This window comes from Pedobacter vanadiisoli (assembly GCF_042684385.1).
GTDB lineage: Bacteria > Bacteroidota > Bacteroidia > Sphingobacteriales > Sphingobacteriaceae > Pedobacter > Pedobacter vanadiisoli.
Map to the genome: position 1 here is coordinate 1 of NZ_JBHULL010000030.1, position 15177 is coordinate 15177.

The window sequence follows — 15177 nt, forward strand, 5'->3', positions numbered from 1 at the left end:
CTTAGGAATAAGCTTGTCAGCAGGGCTTTTGCAGCAGTATTGAAAGAAAGGCCTTATAAGAAAGATCTTGGTATTGCTGCTTAAATATTTTAAAATTTATTTGCAAAAACCATAGAATACGGGTTTATTTAACGTAGGCCGGTGCAAGGAAACAAACCTTTCATCATCTTACAAGCCCCTTGTTCCTTAAACCCGACAGGAGCGAACACGCAGTGCAACGGAGTAAAGCGGATGGCGGGACAACAGCACCTATGAAAAACTGACATTCGTTTTCTAATTATGATGCTTGTATTAGGAAGGGGCAAGTTTCCAGAAAATGTGCATTTAACCCTGACTTCTCCTGGATAAAAATGTTCATCAGTTTGTAAAAGCTAAGGATATATTATTAAGTTCGTATTTATTCAATTAAGTTTGGACATAAAATACCTAAAATGAAGTTCAGAAACCTATTTTTAATCTTATTATTAGCCCTTACTTTTCAGGTAAAAGCACAACAGCCAACTTTGTTGCCCCAATTTACTTTTTACCGCCTGGATGGAAAAGCTTTTTCCAATACCGATATTAAACAAGGCAAAAAGAATCTCTTTATACTATTCGATTGTACCTGTGAGCATTGCCAGCGTGAAAGCAAAATCCTGAATGCTAATTATGCCAAGTTTAAGGATATAAATATCTATATGATTACGATGGATGAAGGTTACATCATTCCACAGTTTTTCGATTCTTATGCCAAAGGTTTAAATTCAAAACCTAATGTATTGGTATTACAGGATAAAAAACGCATGTTTATTCCAACATTTTTACCGAAACAATACCCTTCCATGTATTTATACTCACCGGCAGGTAAATTATTAATGTACCAATCGGGCGATGGAGGCATCAATAAGCTTATTAAGGTTGTGAATAAATAATCATAATTTATAGCTGAACAATTTTACCTGATAATCAATACAGGAATATTTACCTTGTGCCTCACGGAATCAACTGTTGTGCCAAATATAAGGTCTTTTAAACCCTTGTGTCCGTGCGCGCCCATCACAAGAAGTTCTATTTCATGCTGGTTACTGATACCGGCAATAGCTTTGCCCGTACTTCCAAATCCGATAAAAGGGGTAGAATCGTAACCCAGATCTTCAAGATTGGCGCGGTATTTTTCGAGGTTTTCGGCATCGCTTTTCGTCTCATGGTCCATTACATCCTTTCCAAGGTAGCGTGCTGCAGCCGTTTCTACCACATGGATCAGGTAATAATGGGCGTCTTTACCTCCCTGGATTAAGGCATGACGGATGGTGTTTTTATCGTTTTTAGAAAAATCGACAGCAATACCGATCCGTTTATAATTAATTTTATCAATTTTACCGATATCCAGGGCATTTCCATGAGGTACAAGCTGCCTCCAGGTTTCTTTTTTTCGCTCTAATAAAGGATGGAAAAAAATGTAAAGTAATAGCAGTACGATCAGGATCAGCACAGGTAGTACAATTACGTAAATCCACCAGTTGTTTGCTTCTTTTGCCCAACCGCTTATTTCTTCAATTACCAGTTTTACATTAAGCGCAATAATGGTAATGGCACTTGCCCAGGCCAATACCTTTACCCATGGTTTGATCGCAAAATCTTTCATCAGTTTTTTATCTGAGGTAAAATGGATCAGTGGGATAATGGCAAAACCCAGTTGCAGGCTCAACACCACCTGACTTAACACCAATAATCCGCCAAGGGCATCGTCTCCATAATGAAGAATAGTAAAAAATGCAGGGATAACGGCCAATAAACGGGTAATTAAGCGGCGCAACCAGGGCTGAATTCTTAAATTGATATGCCCTTCCATAATAATCTGTCCGGCTAAGGTTCCCGTTACTGTAGAGCTCTGTCCGGCGGCAATTAGTGCGATGGCAAATAGGGTTGGGGCCACATGGCCAAAAATATTCGAAAGTAGTTTATGCGCATCCTGTATTTCGGCCACTTCGTGCAGGCCGTTTTTATAGAAAGCTGCTGCAGCGAGGATCAATATCGCCGCGTTAACAAAAAAAGCGAGGTTTAGCGCTACCGTAGTATCAATCAGGTTAAATTTTAAGGCTTCTTTTATCCCTTTGTTGCTCCGTTCAATCTTTCTCGTTTGCACCAGGGATGAATGAAGGTATAGGTTATGTGGCATTACAGTTGCCCCGATAATCCCGATGGCAATATAAAGGGCATCGCCATTTAATATAGAAGGTTCAAACCCTTTTGCGATTTCTTTTAAAGAAGGCTCCACAATAAACATTTCGACCAAAAAGGAAATCCCAACGATAAAGACCATCGAAACAATAAAGCCTTCCATGGCCCTCATTCCCTTGTTTAATAAGAAAAGTAGTAAAATGGTATCGAAAATGGTAATGGATATGCCCCAGATGAGCGGCAATCCAAATAAAAGCTGTAAACCGATGGCCATTCCAATAATTTCGGCCAGATCGCAGGCAATAATGGCTGTTTGTGCCAATGCAAACAATGGAATGTTTGCCCAGCGCGGATAAGCCTGTTTTGAGGCCTGGGCTAAATCCAGTCCACGTACAATGCCCAAACGGGCACTTAATGATTGTAAAAGCAGTGCAATGAGGTTCGACATGAGCAAAACCCATATCAATTGGTACCCGAATTTACTGCCTCCGGCCAGGTCGGTGGCCCAATTGCCCGGATCCATATAGCCTACACTGATTAAATAGGCTGGACCGATGAACGCTAAAATCTTTCTCCAGCCTTTCCGTTTATCTGTATTTACACTCTGATGTACTTCACTTAACGATTCAGTTTTTGCCATTACTGCTGATTAAAATATGTTTTGCAACTTCTCTGCTTATATTTATCTGTTTGTCGGATAATTTGATTTCTACTGAACCATCGAAATCGGTAATATCGCTGATTTGGATTTGTTTGCCCAATGTAAGTCCCAGCTTTTCCAAATGTTTTAAAAATGCTGAGCTGTGCTGGCTAACGCCGGTAATGGTGCCAGAGTCGCCAACTTTTAATTCGATGAGTTTAATAAACTGGGTTTTGGCAAATCTTCCGTTTTTATCGGGAATTGGGTCACCATGGGGATCTGCTTTTGGGAAACCTAAAAATTCATCCAATCTCTCAATCAACTCAATTGATTTAATATGTTCTAATTCTTCGGCCACATCATGTACCTCATCCCATTTAAAGTTTAATTTGTTTACCAAAAAAACTTCCCATAGCCTATGCTTGCGTACAATATCAATCGCTGTATTTTTTCCGGTCTCTGTTAAAGTTACACCCTGGTATTTTATATAATCGACCAAACCTTTATCTGCTAATTTTTTGATCATGTCGGTAACCGATGCGGGTTTGGTTTGCATCTGCTCTGCAATAGCATTGGTTTGTACATTGGTTGTTTTCTCGGCGAGATGATAAATAATCTTCAGATAGTTCTCTTCCGTATAACTTTGCATTTATATTTATCTAATTAAATTTTTAGGTAAATCTAAAAATTTTTATTTAAAATATATATGATAAATTATGTTAAAATTTAGAATATAATTTGGTTATGTTTGTAATCTCAAATACCTTTAACACCCTATGGCATCTGAATTAGATAAAATTGACTTTAAAATTTTAAGAATCCTTCAAGAAAACGGAAGAATTACCAATTTACTTTTGTCTCAAGAAATAGGTTTGTCGCCTGCTCCAACATTAGAACGTGTGCGCAAACTGGAAATGGCAGGATATATCAAAAGTTATCATGCTTTAGTGGATGAAGAAAAACTGGGATTAGGGATTAAGACTTTTATCCAGATCCAGCTCGATTTTCATAAAAACAATACCATCCAGATCTTTTTGGATGAGGTAAACCAGATCAAGGAAATTACAGAGTGCCACCACGTAACCGGACAGGCTGACTTTCTGTTAAAAGTGTATGTGAAAGACATTAAGGCCTATGAAAGGTTAATTATGGATAAGATCAGTAAAATTTCGGTGGTTAAAACTTTCCAAACGATGATGATCATGTCGACTACCAAAAAAGAGCCTATTGTGCCGTTGGAATATTAATCCAAGCGTTGGAGCAATTAAAAAGCTAAGGTGTCCTCAGGTGACTTAGGTGGTTATCTAATTTTTACCACCTAAGCCACCTGAGATCATCTAAGTTGGGTATTCATACTTTTATCTTAAGAGTCTATATCGTACATAAATTCATTAACAAAGCTTTTTTTTCCATGATGTACAATATTGGTTGAATTGAAATTTATCAATAGCCCCTTAGGTATCTTGAGCAATTTCATATATGTTAAAATCTGAGCTTCATGAATTGGTAATATTTTCTCGATCGCTTTCAGTTCCAGTACTATGCAATTCTCAATCACTAAATCTACTTTAAGCTCAGTATCTAATAATGCATCTTTATAAGAAAGCAAAATTAAATGTTCTGCGGTAAAATTTATATTTTGAAGCTGTAGTTCTCTCATCAGACACTTTTGGTATACACTTTCAAGTAATCCGGGGCCTAGAACTTTGTTTACTTCAATACAAGCGCCTGTAATCTTGTATTCTAAATTGTCCAGAAAAGTTTTGTTCATCATCATAAAATCCATTAAATAGTTAATAATGTTTTATGGGGATGATTTGATACATTCGTTGATTGAATTAACCAGCAAAATTATAGAAGCAATTTATCAATAATTCCTGAGATTTCCGTGGCATTTTGATAAACCATAAAGTGTGTTCCTTTTTGGATCACAAAATCGGGCTTTGATTGTTTAGAATATAGGATTTTATCATTCGTACCATGAATGTGAAAAGTTCTTTCTGGTTTAATCTTATTGTCCCAGCTTAATATACTTCCTATGGCCCATTTCAAAAAATAGGGATCTGTGTCCTTAATAATTTTGCCCAGCAATGTTTTCTCACTGCCCGATCTTGTACCAAAATAATAATTCTGTGTGAGTTTGTTCGATGATTTTAAAAGCTTGGCCGGAATAAATTTTAATAAGCGAAGTTTTCCTGCAAAGCGGTATATAGCAGGCAGATGAGCACTTAACATGGTGCTTGAAATAATAACGGTAGTAACTGGTTTTAAGACTTTCGCTATTTCTATTGCGATCATGCCGCCAAAAGAAACGCCAACCAAAGCAAAAGGTTGAGAACTGTCTATAACTTTGCCCAACCTTTCTGCATAAGCGGCCAGCGATTCATTTTTAACCGGATCAATCCAATCGATATGAATGATATTGATTTTTTCATCGAGTTTAAGCTTTGAAAAGATTCTTTTATCGGCACCTAAACCACTGATAAAGTAAGTATTCATTATGCCGGCAGGTTCCAGTCGATAGGTTTTAAGTTGTTCTGCACCAAAAGCTGGTTGGCTTTTGAAAAGTGTTTAGATCCAAAAAAACCATTATAGGCAGAAAATGGCGATGGATGCGCAGCAGTGAGTACATAATGCTTTTTTTGATCAATTAATGCTGCCTTTTGTTGAGCGTATTTACCCCATAACAAGAAAACTATGTGTTCGCGTTTTTGGGATAATGCTTTAATAATTTCATCTGTAAAAATTTCCCAACCACGGTTTTGGTGCGATCCGGCCTCCGAAGCACGGACCGTTAATGTTGCATTCAGCAACAATACCCCCTGTTCTGCCCAGTGGGTCAAATGACCGTGATTTGGTGTTTTAAAACCTTCAATATCGCTTTCCAACTCCTTATAAATATTCTTTAATGAAGGTGGAACTGCCACACCACGCTGTACTGAAAAAGATAATCCATGTGCCTGACCTGCACCGTGATATGGATCCTGTCCCAATATCACCACCTTAACCTGGTCAAAAGGGGTGGTGTTTAATGCATTAAAAATATCTGCGCCCTTTGGATAAACTGTTACGCCCTTGTTTTTCTCTTCCAATAAAAATGACTTTAGGCTTTTCATGTAGTCTTTTTCAAATTCTTCCTCTAAAACGGCTAACCAACCTGGTTCTAATGCTGCAGACATAATAATTGATGTAAGATGTATTAAATGTAAGATTTATAATGTAAAATGGATTTCGAGCATGCCTGGTAAATGAATTTTTTAGTCAATGGTTTGATAGATCATGGTTAATGACTAGTAAGGTTATATAAACCAATGGACTATCAACTATTGAACCATTAGACTATGGACCAAGAATCAAAACAACGCTCAAAAAGTTTAAGATTTCTTCTTGTATATTGCTAATAAATCGCCTTCAAGGCTTGCCTTTGGACCTTCAATAATTCTGCCCAGTTCTTTTCCTTTTTTATCGAAAACAATAAATGTAGGCACCCTCAAAACGTCAAGACCATCTAAAATGCCATTTTCAGCTTTTTTATTGCCATCAACTGAAATAATTTCTATGTTTTTTTCTTTAAAATGTAATGCGTCTAAAATCTTAAAAAAGTTCGGAATATTTGCCTTACTGTCGCCACACCAGGTGCCTAAAATGATTTTGATCTTTTCGTTTTTAACCAGTTTTTTAAGTTCGATCATTGTTGCGGCATCCGGTACATAAGCAGCATAAAGCGGATCGTACATTTCCTTAAATTCAGGAAAAGTAGTAATGCCTTCACGTGTGCAGGCATTAATCAGAATATCTTTATTATGGACCTGATCGTGGATTTTTTTATTTACTTCTTGTGCAGAAACGTTCATTGCAAGTAAGATTAAGGTTATAGATAATAGGGTTTTCATATCGATGAACTGTTTTTTTTGAGCTTTGTAATTTTTAATGAAATTATTGTTTTAAAATCTAATTTCTGCCATTTAAACACGATATTTGCAAAAAAAAATATTAGATTAAAATTTATGCCAAATATTATCAGATTAATTGCGGGGTTTGCTTTACTCGGTGGCGCAGTAGCTTTATTTGTTTTCGGTTTCTGGCCGTGGGGCATTATTGCCATTTTATTGGGGATAATTGTACTCGTAACTTATTTCTTTAATGAGAATATGCTTTTAGCACAATGGTTCCTTAGAAAGGATAACATGCCGATGGCAAAAATGTTTTTGGATCGGATTACCAACTACGAGACTCAATTAATCAAAGTTCAGCACGGTTACTATAATTTATTGATCGGTTTAATTGAAAGTAGGACAGCACCGATGCAAAGTGAAAAATATTTCAAAAAATCACTTGCTCTAGGCATGCAGATGGACCATAATGTGGCACTGGCAAAATTAAGTTTAGCCGGTATTGCCATGGCTAAACGTAATAAACGCGAAGCCACCATGTACCTTGCTGAAGCTAAAAAAGCAGATAAAAACAAATTATTAGCAGATCAGATTAAACAGATGAAAGATCAGATGGGCATGATGGACAAGCAACAGCAGGTTCGTTACAGATAAACTTAAAGCCATTTCTTAACCGGAATGGCTTTATTATTTCAGCTCAATTTTGTTTGTTTGAAATTGCAGCTTATAAATTGCTATTTTTATGGATAACTTAACTTTTAAATATTCATGAAAAAAGTATCTTATTTACCCATGCTGGCCTTCTTGGCCGTTTTTGGTGCTTGCAATAACAAAAAGGAGGCTGAAGAAAGCATTGGAAGTTTTTCCCCTGCAAATCCTTTTTTTAAAGTAAGCGAACTTGCCTTTCATGCCCCAGCTTTCGATAAAATTAAAAACGGCGATTTTAAACCGGCCCTGGAAGAAGGCATGAAGCAGCAAATGGATGAAATCCGGAAAATTGCTGAACAGGCTGATGCGCCTAGTTTTGAAAATACCATTTTGGCTATCGAAAAAAGCGGACAACTTTTAAGCCGCACAAGTATGGTTTTTAACCTGCTTACAGGTGCCAATACAAACCCTGAATTGCAAAAGGTTAAAGAAGAAGAGGCACCTAAATTAACTGCAAATAGCGATGCAATTTATTTAAATACCAAACTTTTTAACCGGGTAGAAACCCTTTATAAGCAGAAGGATCAACTGAAACTTGATGCCGAATCCTTACGCTTGCTGGAATATTATTACCAAAAGTTTGAACTGGCAGGAGCCAAGCTATCTGATGTAGACAAAGCCAAGCTTAAAGAGCTGAATAAAGAAGAAGCTACATTGAGCGCTAAATTTACCGCACAGTTACAGGCGGCAGGTAAAGGGTTAAAAAATACTACCCAGCAGCCCGAACTGCAATCAATGACCGATCGCGCCAAAAGAGAAGAACTTTTTAAAAAGTCATGGAACAGGGCAGAAAAAGGCGATGCGAATGATACCCGTAAAATAATCTCAAGAATTGCGCAAATCCGTTCTGCCCAGGCTGCATTGCTTGGCTTTAAAAATTATGCTGCATGGAAACTGCAGAATCAGATGGCTAAAACGCCGGAAGCTGTAGAAGAGTTTTTTAAGAAAGTTATTCCGGCTGCTACGGCTAAGGCAAAAAGCGAAGCAGCAGATATACAGGCAGTAATCGATCAGCAAAAAGGAGGTTTTAAACTCGAACCATGGGATTGGGATTTTTATGCAGAACAAGTTCGTAAAGCAAAATTCGATTTGGATGAAAACGAGGTTAAACCCTATTTTGAACTGAATAAAGTGCTCATTAACGGCGTTTTTTATGCTGCAACACAGCTTTACGGCATTACCTTTAAAGAACGTAAAGATTTACCCGTTTACCAGGAAGATGTTCGTGTTTTTGATGTAATAGACAAAAATGGGAAACAATTAGGTTTGTTTTATTGTGATTATTATAAACGTGATAACAAAGATGGGGGTGCCTGGATGGACAACCTTGTTCCACAGTCTAAGCTGTTCGGTACCATACCGGTAATTTATAATGTCTGCAATTTTGCCAAACCCGAAGCCGGGAAACCTGCATTAATTAGTTTTGATGATGTGACAACGATGTTCCATGAATTTGGACATGGCTTACACGGGCTATTTGCCAATCAGCAATATCCTAGTCTTTCAGGTACGAATGTAGCCCGCGATTATGTGGAATTTCCTTCCCAGTTTAATGAGCATTGGGCTTCTGATCCAAAAATATTAAAGAATTACGCCCTTCATTACCAAACAGGTGCACAAATGCCACAAGCACTATTAGACAAGATTAAAAAAGCAAGTTCGTTTAATCAAGGCTATATTTTTACTGAGGCTTTGGCAGCAGCCGATCTGGATATGCAATGGCATACCATTGCTCCGGGCTCACCATTGCAGGATGTAGACAAGTTTGAAACCGAGGCTTTAAAGAAAACCAATTTAAATTTATCCTACGTGCCACCACGTTACCGTTCCAGCTATTTTCTGCACATCTGGAGTAATGGCTATGCTGCAGGTTATTATGCTTACAGCTGGACTTCTATGCTCGAAAATGATGCTTTTTCGTGGTTCCAGGAGAATGGAGGGTTAACCAGGGCAAATGGTCAGCGGTTTAGGGATATGATTTTATCTAAAGGAAATACCGAAGATCTTGGTAAGATGTTTTTTGATTTCAGGGGGCATCATCCTGATATTAAACCCATGCTTAAAAAGCGGGGATTATTATAAACAGCAGTATATAGTACAAAGGACAGTTAGCAATTGGCCTTTGTACTATAATCCCCAATTCACGTTCTGAAAATTATTGCTTTAAATCCCGTCTCTACCAATAAACCGTTCTTTGCCTAAAAGAAACTGAATTGCCTTTTTTATATTTCGGTCTACCGATTCTTCCGTTTTAAGGTTGGCAATATAACGTATAATTTCCTTCTGTAAATAGGGGGGCAAACCATCAAATATATCCTTGGCCTGCTTATTTTCTGTTAAAGCCGCTATAAACTTAGGATTTGCATTTATTATCCGTTCTTCTGTGTCAAATTCAATTTGGAAAATTGCAGTATCACCAACTTCTTTTCCAGCTGCTTTTCGCATTGGCGTGTTTAGGTACAAACGCCAGGCTCCGGCATATTTAACTAAGGTTTGTTTAAACTCGTAACCATCAATTTTCATCCTCACCGGAAATTGTCCTTTGTTTTTTCCTGATTGATGAAAAACATAGTTCAGCACATCTTCTGGTACAAACACAAAAGGGTTAATGCCTATAATTTTAATCTCCGCCTGAAAAGCTTTCGGTTTTTTGATGTCCATTATTAAAGATATTGCCTTTGATCAAAACTCCATAATTTTGGCCAATAAATCAAACACTGTAGCGTACCTCTGCACCCTTCATCTAAGGGCATTTGCCAGAAAGTTAAAACCAAACTCAATTTTCCATTGTAGTTTATATAAACTCATTACTATGGCAACATCACAAGAAGGAAGTACAAACAATACTCAGGAAGAAAACAACATTAAAGATCTTGATGGCAAAGCAGCCATCGAAAAACTTAAAGAACTGGCAGAAAAAGCCGAAAGCTGCTTTTTCTGTACCAATATTAAAACTGGTGTACCCTTATCGGTAAGGCCAATGGCTATTCAGCAGGTTGATGATGAAGGTAATATTTGGTTTATGAGCATGAAAGACAGCCGCAAAAATGATGAAGTTTCTGCCGATCCCTTTACACATTTGCTATTTCAGGCAGGAGCGCATTCAGGTTTTGTAAACATTTATGGTATTTCGGAAATCAGCAGGGATCAAAATAAGATTGACGAACTTTGGAGTCCGTTTATTAAAACCTGGTTTCAGGGAGGGAAAGACGACCCAAACCTCACGCTGATTAAAGTGATCCCATCTGAAGGGTATTATTGGGATACCAAACATGGTACAGCTGTTGCATTTTTAAAAATGGCGACATCCGTAATTACAGGAAAAACAATGGATGATTCGGTAGAAGGAGCTTTAAACGTTGATTAGTTGGCTCAAGTGTTTAAATTGGTTAACCGTTTAAAGCGGTTAACTGGTTAATCGTTAAATTAACTGCAAACCGAAAATTGCAGACTCACAATTGACTACTTGTCTCCTAAATAATCGAATCCTTCAAATTCTTCTCTTTGTGCCCTTTTGCTTAAGATATCATCTTCTTCAGCTTCTTTTCTGGAGAAAAATAAAGCTTCTGCCTGGATTCTTTTGATCAACTGGCGTACTAAAGTTAAATCGAAGGCATCTTTACTTAATTTGATGCAGTATTCTCTTTCGTTGATTTCTAAACTTGACGTATTCATAGTATATTATTTGATTGTCGGTGAGCGTAAATATAGAAAAGGCCTGCTAAACAATTGTTAGCAAGCCTTTTAAGTTTTTGTTATGTTTATGTTAACACCAAAATGGTGTTTTATACGTTCAACTTTCTATTTCTGTGATAAAAACAGGCCATCGTCAGTTTTAGCTACTTTTAAAATACCCTTACTGGTTAATGATTTTAGCGTGGTATCCCATTTTTTATTGCTCCAGTCGGCCAATTTAGCTTTTACGTCGGCTAAAAGATATTGCTCTCCTTCAGTAACCAGCGAATACAGTTCAGTTTCTTCTGGCGTTAATTCTATCTTCTTTTTTTCCGGACGCATTTGCGGGAAGAATAAAACTTCCTGGATGGTACTTTGATTGGTCATCAACATCACCAAACGGTCAATACCAATACCTAAACCAGAAGTAGGCGGCATACCATATTCTAAAGCACGTACAAAATCATCATCCATGGCCATCGCTTCATCATCGCCACGCGCTGCTAACTTCAATTGATCTTCTAAACGCTCTTTCTGATCAATCGGATCGTTTAATTCTGAATACGCATTGGCGATTTCCTTTCCATTCACAAATAACTCAAAACGTTCCACTAAACCTTCAGCATTACGGTGTTTTTTAGCCAATGGTGTCATCTCAATTGGATAATCAGTAATGTAAGTTGGCTGAATTAAGTTGGCTTCTACTTTTGTTCCGAAAATCTCATCAATCAGTTTACCACGGCCCATGGTCGAGTCGATTTCAATGTCTAAATCTTTACAGGTTTGGGCAATTTCATCTTCGGTCATGCTAGAAACATCAATGCCTGTATATTTTTGGATCGATTCGTACATGGTTAGTTTCTCGTAAGGCCCTTCGAAATTAATTTCGTTATTGCCCACTTTTACTATGGCTGAACCGGTTGTGGCAACAGCCACTTTCTCCAGACATTCTTCTACCATAGCCATCATCCAGATATAATCTTTATAGGCCACATAGATTTCCATTGAAGTAAACTCAGGATTATGTGTACGGTCCATACCTTCATTACGGAACATTTTGCCGAACTCATAAACACCATCGAAACCGGCAACGATCAACCTTTTCAGGTAAAGTTCATTGGCAATACGCAGGTAAAGCGGCATATCAAGGGTATTGTGGTGCGTAGCAAACGGACGTGCGGCGGCGCCTCCATGAATAGGCTGCAGGATAGGGGTTTCCACTTCCATCCAGCCCTGGTTGTCAAAATAACTGCGCATGGTATTGATCACCTTGCTGCGTTTGATGAAAATCTGTTTGTAATCAGGATTTACTGTTAAATCTACGTAACGCATGCGGTAACGCAACTCTGGGTTGGTAAAGCCATCATAAACGTTTCCTTCATCATCACGTTTAACAATCGGCAGGGGACGTAGTGATTTAGCTAAAACTTTAAATTCAGTGACGTGAATAGATATTTCACCGGTTTGCGTAGTAAAAACATAACCTTTTACACCGATAAAATCGCCGATGTCTAAAAGCTTCTTAAATACCGTATTGTAAAGGGTTTTATCATCGCCAGGACAAAGTTCATCTCTTTTTAAATAAATCTGGATACGACCGGTTGAATCCTGTAATTCAGCAAAAGACGCGGCCCCCATTATATTGCGTCCCATTATACGACCGGCTAAACTAACAGTCTTATAAGCGGTTTTATCTTTTTCGTAATTGGCTAAAATATCTGCAGCAGTTACGTTAATTTCATAAGCTTCTGCGGGGTAAGGCTCAATGCCTAACTGGCGTAATTGTTTTAACGACTCACGTCGTAATTGCTCTTGTTCTGATAATCCTATACTCATTTCGGGTATTTTTTGCAAAAGTAAGAATTTACTTCGTCATTGTGAGGAACGAAGTAGTCATAATATGATAGAAATTGATTTTTTCGAAAGCCGGGTTTCGATTATGATTCAGCTTCTACGCCTTCCTCATACATTTCGTTAATGGCCTCGGCATATTTTTTTTCTACAATGCGGCGTTTAACTTTCATGGTTGGCGTAATTTCACCTTCATCGATATTGAAAGGGTTGCGTTTGATCTTAAAGTTTTTGATACGTTCAAATTTGGCCAGTTCGTTTGAGATCTTTTTGATGTCCTGCTCCATCCAATCAACAATTTCGGGATTGCGGATAAAAGGATCAGCCTCTTCAAAAAACGAAGGTTTTAGTTTAAAGGTTTCTTCCAGAGTTTCCCTGTTCGGGATAATGATAGCGGTAATAAATTCGCGTTTATCACCAATCAGGAATAACTGATCAATCTTCGGGCTTTTCAGATAGATATTTTCTACAGGCGTAGGATATACGTTTTTGCCGTAGGCATTAACAATCATGTTTTTTAAACGATCTGTAATCTGCAAATTTCCTTTATAAAAACGGCCGATATCTCCCGTGTGGAACCACATATCTTTGTCAATCGCTTCAGCAGTTTCTGCAGGTTTATTGAAATAACCTTTCATTACGCAGTGTCCACGCACAATTACTTCCCCTTCTGCACATTCAAAATTTTCTTCAAAAGTATTATGCGTTTGTATGGTCAGCATTTCTTTACTTTCTACATCCTGTATAGCCACTTCTATACCTGGTATAACACGTCCTACCGTGCCATAAACCTGCCGGTGGTACTCCGTTACCGACATTACAGGTGAGGTTTCTGTTAAACCGAATCCTTCCAGTATTTTAATGCCCAGATCGCCAAAAAACTCCCCCACATTTTTAGGTAAGGCAGCTCCGCCAGAAATCATGAATTTTAATCTTCCCCCGGTTTTTTCTTTAATTTTGCTGAATACCAGTTTCTCTGCAATTCCTTTTTTTGCCGATAAGATTAAACCTGGTTTTTCGCCTGCTTCTTTAGCTACCCGGTATTTATTACCGATTTCTAAGGCCCAGGTAAATATCCTGGCTCTGGTACCGCCTCCTGCAGTTCCTCCTTTTATCGCTTTATCATGTATCCGCTCCAATAAACGCGGAACGCAGCTCATCACCGTCGGGCGTACTTCGCCCATGTTTTTCGCCAATAACTCTAAACTTTGTGCAAATGCAATTTTACAGCCCTGTGCGCAGCAAACATGATAGGTAGCCGTGCGCTCGAATACATGCGATAATGGTAAAAAAGAAAGAAAAGTTTCAGTTTGATCTATCACAGGGATCTGTTGCAGGCAAACCTCAACATTTTTAACAAAATTATGATGCGTAAGCATTACGCCTTTGGGCGTTCCGGTGGTGCCTGAGGTATAAATTAATGAAGAAACATCCTGTGGCAACACTAAACTCCTGCACTGATCAATTTCGGCCCTTTCGGCAGCTGTAACCTGATGTTTAAGTGCAAGAATATCTGAAAAAGCAATTATTTCTACGTTAACATCAGCCGGAACAGTCACTTTTTCAAAATCCTTAAATGCCGGGATGATGTATTTTAGTTCCTTACAGTTTGGAGCAACTTTTAAAACTTTACGGTATAGGAAATTATTCCCGATAAGAATGGATTTTATGCCAGAATCGTTGATGATATAAGCCACTTCCTGCTCAGAAAGGGTAGGATAAATGGAAACATTGATGGCACCGATCTGCTGAATGCCCTGATCATAGTATACATATTCAGGCGAATTTTCGATCATCAAGCCCAGGCGATCACCTTTTTTTATTCCTTTTTCTAAAAAGAACGCTGACACGGCATCGGCCCTTTTAAGGGTATCTTCGTAAGAAATTTCTGCCCATTCCGCACCTTGCTTATGGATCAGGAAAGTTTCCGCAGGTTTATGTATATTTTTTACAACATTCCTTAATAAGGTAGGAACAGTTGAAAATTCGTTAATTAGTGGCATGCTCGTAATTGATTCGCTGATTATAATTAACAATTATAACGCTTTTTGGTTTAAAAATACAAATTGGCTTAAGGGTTTCGATGTTTAGGTAGTTTTAATACTGCTTTGGTTTCACTTCGATATCGTCCTTTAGATTTGTTTTGATATTTTATTTAAGGCAAAGAACGATTACTTTTCTTAAATTATAAATCAGATTACCTAAAACGGTAGCGGCACATTAATATATCGTCAAGGTTTTTATGCCTAA

General features: G+C 37.9%; 15 protein-coding genes. 5 read left to right on the plus strand and 10 right to left on the minus strand.

What is annotated here, in order from left to right; all coding sequences use genetic code 11:
* Positions 1–431: 431 nt before the first annotated feature.
* Positions 432–911 carry a TlpA family protein disulfide reductase gene (locus ACFSR6_RS17675; RefSeq protein WP_379081281.1) on the plus strand — a complete coding sequence of 160 codons (480 nt, stop codon included), beginning with the start codon at positions 432–434 and terminating at the stop codon, positions 909–911.
* Between the two features lie 23 nt (positions 912–934).
* On the opposite strand, the gene ACFSR6_RS17680 is transcribed toward ACFSR6_RS17675, so the two are convergent.
* Both ACFSR6_RS17680 and ACFSR6_RS17685 read right to left on the minus strand, forming a co-directional pair.
* On the minus strand, positions 935–2800 hold the full coding sequence (locus ACFSR6_RS17680) for an Nramp family divalent metal transporter (RefSeq protein ID WP_379081284.1): 1866 nt from the start codon (positions 2798–2800) through the stop codon (positions 935–937).
* A complete protein-coding gene (locus ACFSR6_RS17685; protein ID WP_379081286.1) occupies positions 2787–3449 on the minus strand; it encodes a metal-dependent transcriptional regulator in 663 nt (220 codons plus the stop codon). The genes ACFSR6_RS17680 and ACFSR6_RS17685 overlap by 14 nt, the downstream gene beginning before the upstream one ends.
* A 127-nt stretch (positions 3450–3576) precedes the next feature.
* On the opposite strand from ACFSR6_RS17685, the gene ACFSR6_RS17690 reads away from it, so the two are divergent.
* Positions 3577–4047: an Lrp/AsnC family transcriptional regulator gene (locus tag ACFSR6_RS17690; RefSeq protein WP_025142637.1), complete on the plus strand. Its 471-nt coding sequence runs from the start codon at positions 3577–3579 to the stop codon at positions 4045–4047.
* A 116-nt stretch (positions 4048–4163) separates the two neighbouring features.
* Here ACFSR6_RS17690 and ACFSR6_RS17695 read toward each other — a convergent pair whose 3' ends face one another.
* The 4 genes from ACFSR6_RS17695 to ACFSR6_RS17710 form a co-directional block, all read right to left on the minus strand.
* Positions 4164–4577 carry a GxxExxY protein gene (locus ACFSR6_RS17695; protein ID WP_379081288.1) on the minus strand — a complete coding sequence of 138 codons (414 nt, stop codon included), beginning with the start codon at positions 4575–4577 and terminating at the stop codon, positions 4164–4166.
* Positions 4578–4651: 74 nt separating this feature from the next.
* Positions 4652–5299, minus strand: a complete 648-nt coding sequence (locus ACFSR6_RS17700; protein WP_379081290.1) for an alpha/beta hydrolase — start codon at positions 5297–5299, stop codon at positions 4652–4654.
* Positions 5299–5979, minus strand: a complete 681-nt coding sequence (gene ung, locus ACFSR6_RS17705; protein WP_379081293.1) for a uracil-DNA glycosylase — start codon at positions 5977–5979, stop codon at positions 5299–5301. The genes ACFSR6_RS17700 and ung overlap by 1 nt, the downstream gene beginning before the upstream one ends.
* 195 nt (positions 5980–6174) lie before the next feature.
* Positions 6175–6693: a thioredoxin family protein gene (locus ACFSR6_RS17710; RefSeq protein ID WP_379081295.1), complete on the minus strand. Its 519-nt coding sequence runs from the start codon at positions 6691–6693 to the stop codon at positions 6175–6177.
* Positions 6694–6807: 114 nt separating this feature from the next.
* Between ACFSR6_RS17710 and ACFSR6_RS17715 the strand changes: the two genes are divergently transcribed.
* On the plus strand, positions 6808–7347 hold the full coding sequence (locus ACFSR6_RS17715; RefSeq protein WP_379081297.1) for a DUF2892 domain-containing protein: 540 nt from the start codon (positions 6808–6810) through the stop codon (positions 7345–7347).
* Between the two features lie 114 nt (positions 7348–7461).
* Entirely contained in the window at positions 7462–9483 is a 2022-nt protein-coding gene (locus ACFSR6_RS17720; RefSeq protein ID WP_379081299.1) for a M3 family metallopeptidase, read from the plus strand.
* A gap of 81 nt (positions 9484–9564) precedes the next feature.
* Here ACFSR6_RS17720 and ACFSR6_RS17725 read toward each other — a convergent pair whose 3' ends face one another.
* Positions 9565–10062 carry a YdeI/OmpD-associated family protein gene (locus ACFSR6_RS17725; RefSeq protein WP_379081302.1) on the minus strand — a complete coding sequence of 166 codons (498 nt, stop codon included), beginning with the start codon at positions 10060–10062 and terminating at the stop codon, positions 9565–9567.
* 151 nt (positions 10063–10213) lie between these two features.
* On the opposite strand from ACFSR6_RS17725, the gene ACFSR6_RS17730 reads away from it, so the two are divergent.
* Positions 10214–10768 (plus strand): pyridoxamine 5'-phosphate oxidase family protein, encoded by a 555-nt coding sequence (locus ACFSR6_RS17730; protein ID WP_379081304.1) that lies wholly within the window; start codon positions 10214–10216, stop codon positions 10766–10768.
* Positions 10769–10863: 95 nt separating this feature from the next.
* Here the strand turns inward: ACFSR6_RS17730 and ACFSR6_RS17735 are convergent, their stop codons facing one another.
* The 3 genes from ACFSR6_RS17735 to ACFSR6_RS17745 all read right to left on the minus strand — a co-directional run bounded on the left by ACFSR6_RS17735 (position 10864) and on the right by ACFSR6_RS17745 (position 14930).
* Positions 10864–11076, minus strand: coding sequence for a hypothetical protein (locus ACFSR6_RS17735; RefSeq protein WP_343522080.1), 213 nt, complete (start codon positions 11074–11076; stop codon positions 10864–10866).
* Positions 11077–11202: 126 nt separating this feature from the next.
* Entirely contained in the window at positions 11203–12912 is a 1710-nt protein-coding gene (gene lysS / locus ACFSR6_RS17740; protein ID WP_379081306.1) for a lysine--tRNA ligase, read from the minus strand.
* A gap of 101 nt (positions 12913–13013) precedes the next feature.
* Positions 13014–14930 (minus strand): AMP-dependent synthetase/ligase, encoded by a 1917-nt coding sequence (locus ACFSR6_RS17745; RefSeq protein ID WP_379081308.1) that lies wholly within the window; start codon positions 14928–14930, stop codon positions 13014–13016.
* Between the last annotated feature and the right edge of the window lie 247 nt (positions 14931–15177).

Bases quoted from the DNA above. Each gene is read 5' to 3' on its own strand.
- ACFSR6_RS17735 (WP_343522080.1), bottom strand. From the start codon at position 11,076: ATGAATACGTCAAGTTTAGAAATCAACGAAAGAGAATACTGCATCAAA.
- ACFSR6_RS17715 (WP_379081297.1), top strand. From the start codon at position 6,808: ATGCCAAATATTATCAGATTAATTGCGGGGTTTGCTTTACTCGGTGGC.
- ung (WP_379081293.1), bottom strand. From the start codon at position 5,979: ATGTCTGCAGCATTAGAACCAGGTTGGTTAGCCGTTTTAGAGGAAGAA.
- ACFSR6_RS17720 (WP_379081299.1), top strand. From the start codon at position 7,462: ATGAAAAAAGTATCTTATTTACCCATGCTGGCCTTCTTGGCCGTTTTT.
- ACFSR6_RS17690 (WP_025142637.1), top strand. From the start codon at position 3,577: ATGGCATCTGAATTAGATAAAATTGACTTTAAAATTTTAAGAATCCTT.
- ACFSR6_RS17695 (WP_379081288.1), bottom strand. From the start codon at position 4,577: ATGATGATGAACAAAACTTTTCTGGACAATTTAGAATACAAGATTACA.
- ACFSR6_RS17745 (WP_379081308.1), bottom strand. From the start codon at position 14,930: ATGCCACTAATTAACGAATTTTCAACTGTTCCTACCTTATTAAGGAAT.
- ACFSR6_RS17680 (WP_379081284.1), bottom strand. From the start codon at position 2,800: ATGGCAAAAACTGAATCGTTAAGTGAAGTACATCAGAGTGTAAATACA.
- ACFSR6_RS17675 (WP_379081281.1), top strand. From the start codon at position 432: ATGAAGTTCAGAAACCTATTTTTAATCTTATTATTAGCCCTTACTTTT.
- ACFSR6_RS17730 (WP_379081304.1), top strand. From the start codon at position 10,214: ATGGCAACATCACAAGAAGGAAGTACAAACAATACTCAGGAAGAAAAC.
- ACFSR6_RS17685 (WP_379081286.1), bottom strand. From the start codon at position 3,449: ATGCAAAGTTATACGGAAGAGAACTATCTGAAGATTATTTATCATCTC.
- ACFSR6_RS17700 (WP_379081290.1), bottom strand. From the start codon at position 5,299: ATGAATACTTACTTTATCAGTGGTTTAGGTGCCGATAAAAGAATCTTT.
- ACFSR6_RS17725 (WP_379081302.1), bottom strand. From the start codon at position 10,062: ATGGACATCAAAAAACCGAAAGCTTTTCAGGCGGAGATTAAAATTATA.
- ACFSR6_RS17710 (WP_379081295.1), bottom strand. From the start codon at position 6,693: ATGAAAACCCTATTATCTATAACCTTAATCTTACTTGCAATGAACGTT.
- lysS (WP_379081306.1), bottom strand. From the start codon at position 12,912: ATGAGTATAGGATTATCAGAACAAGAGCAATTACGACGTGAGTCGTTA.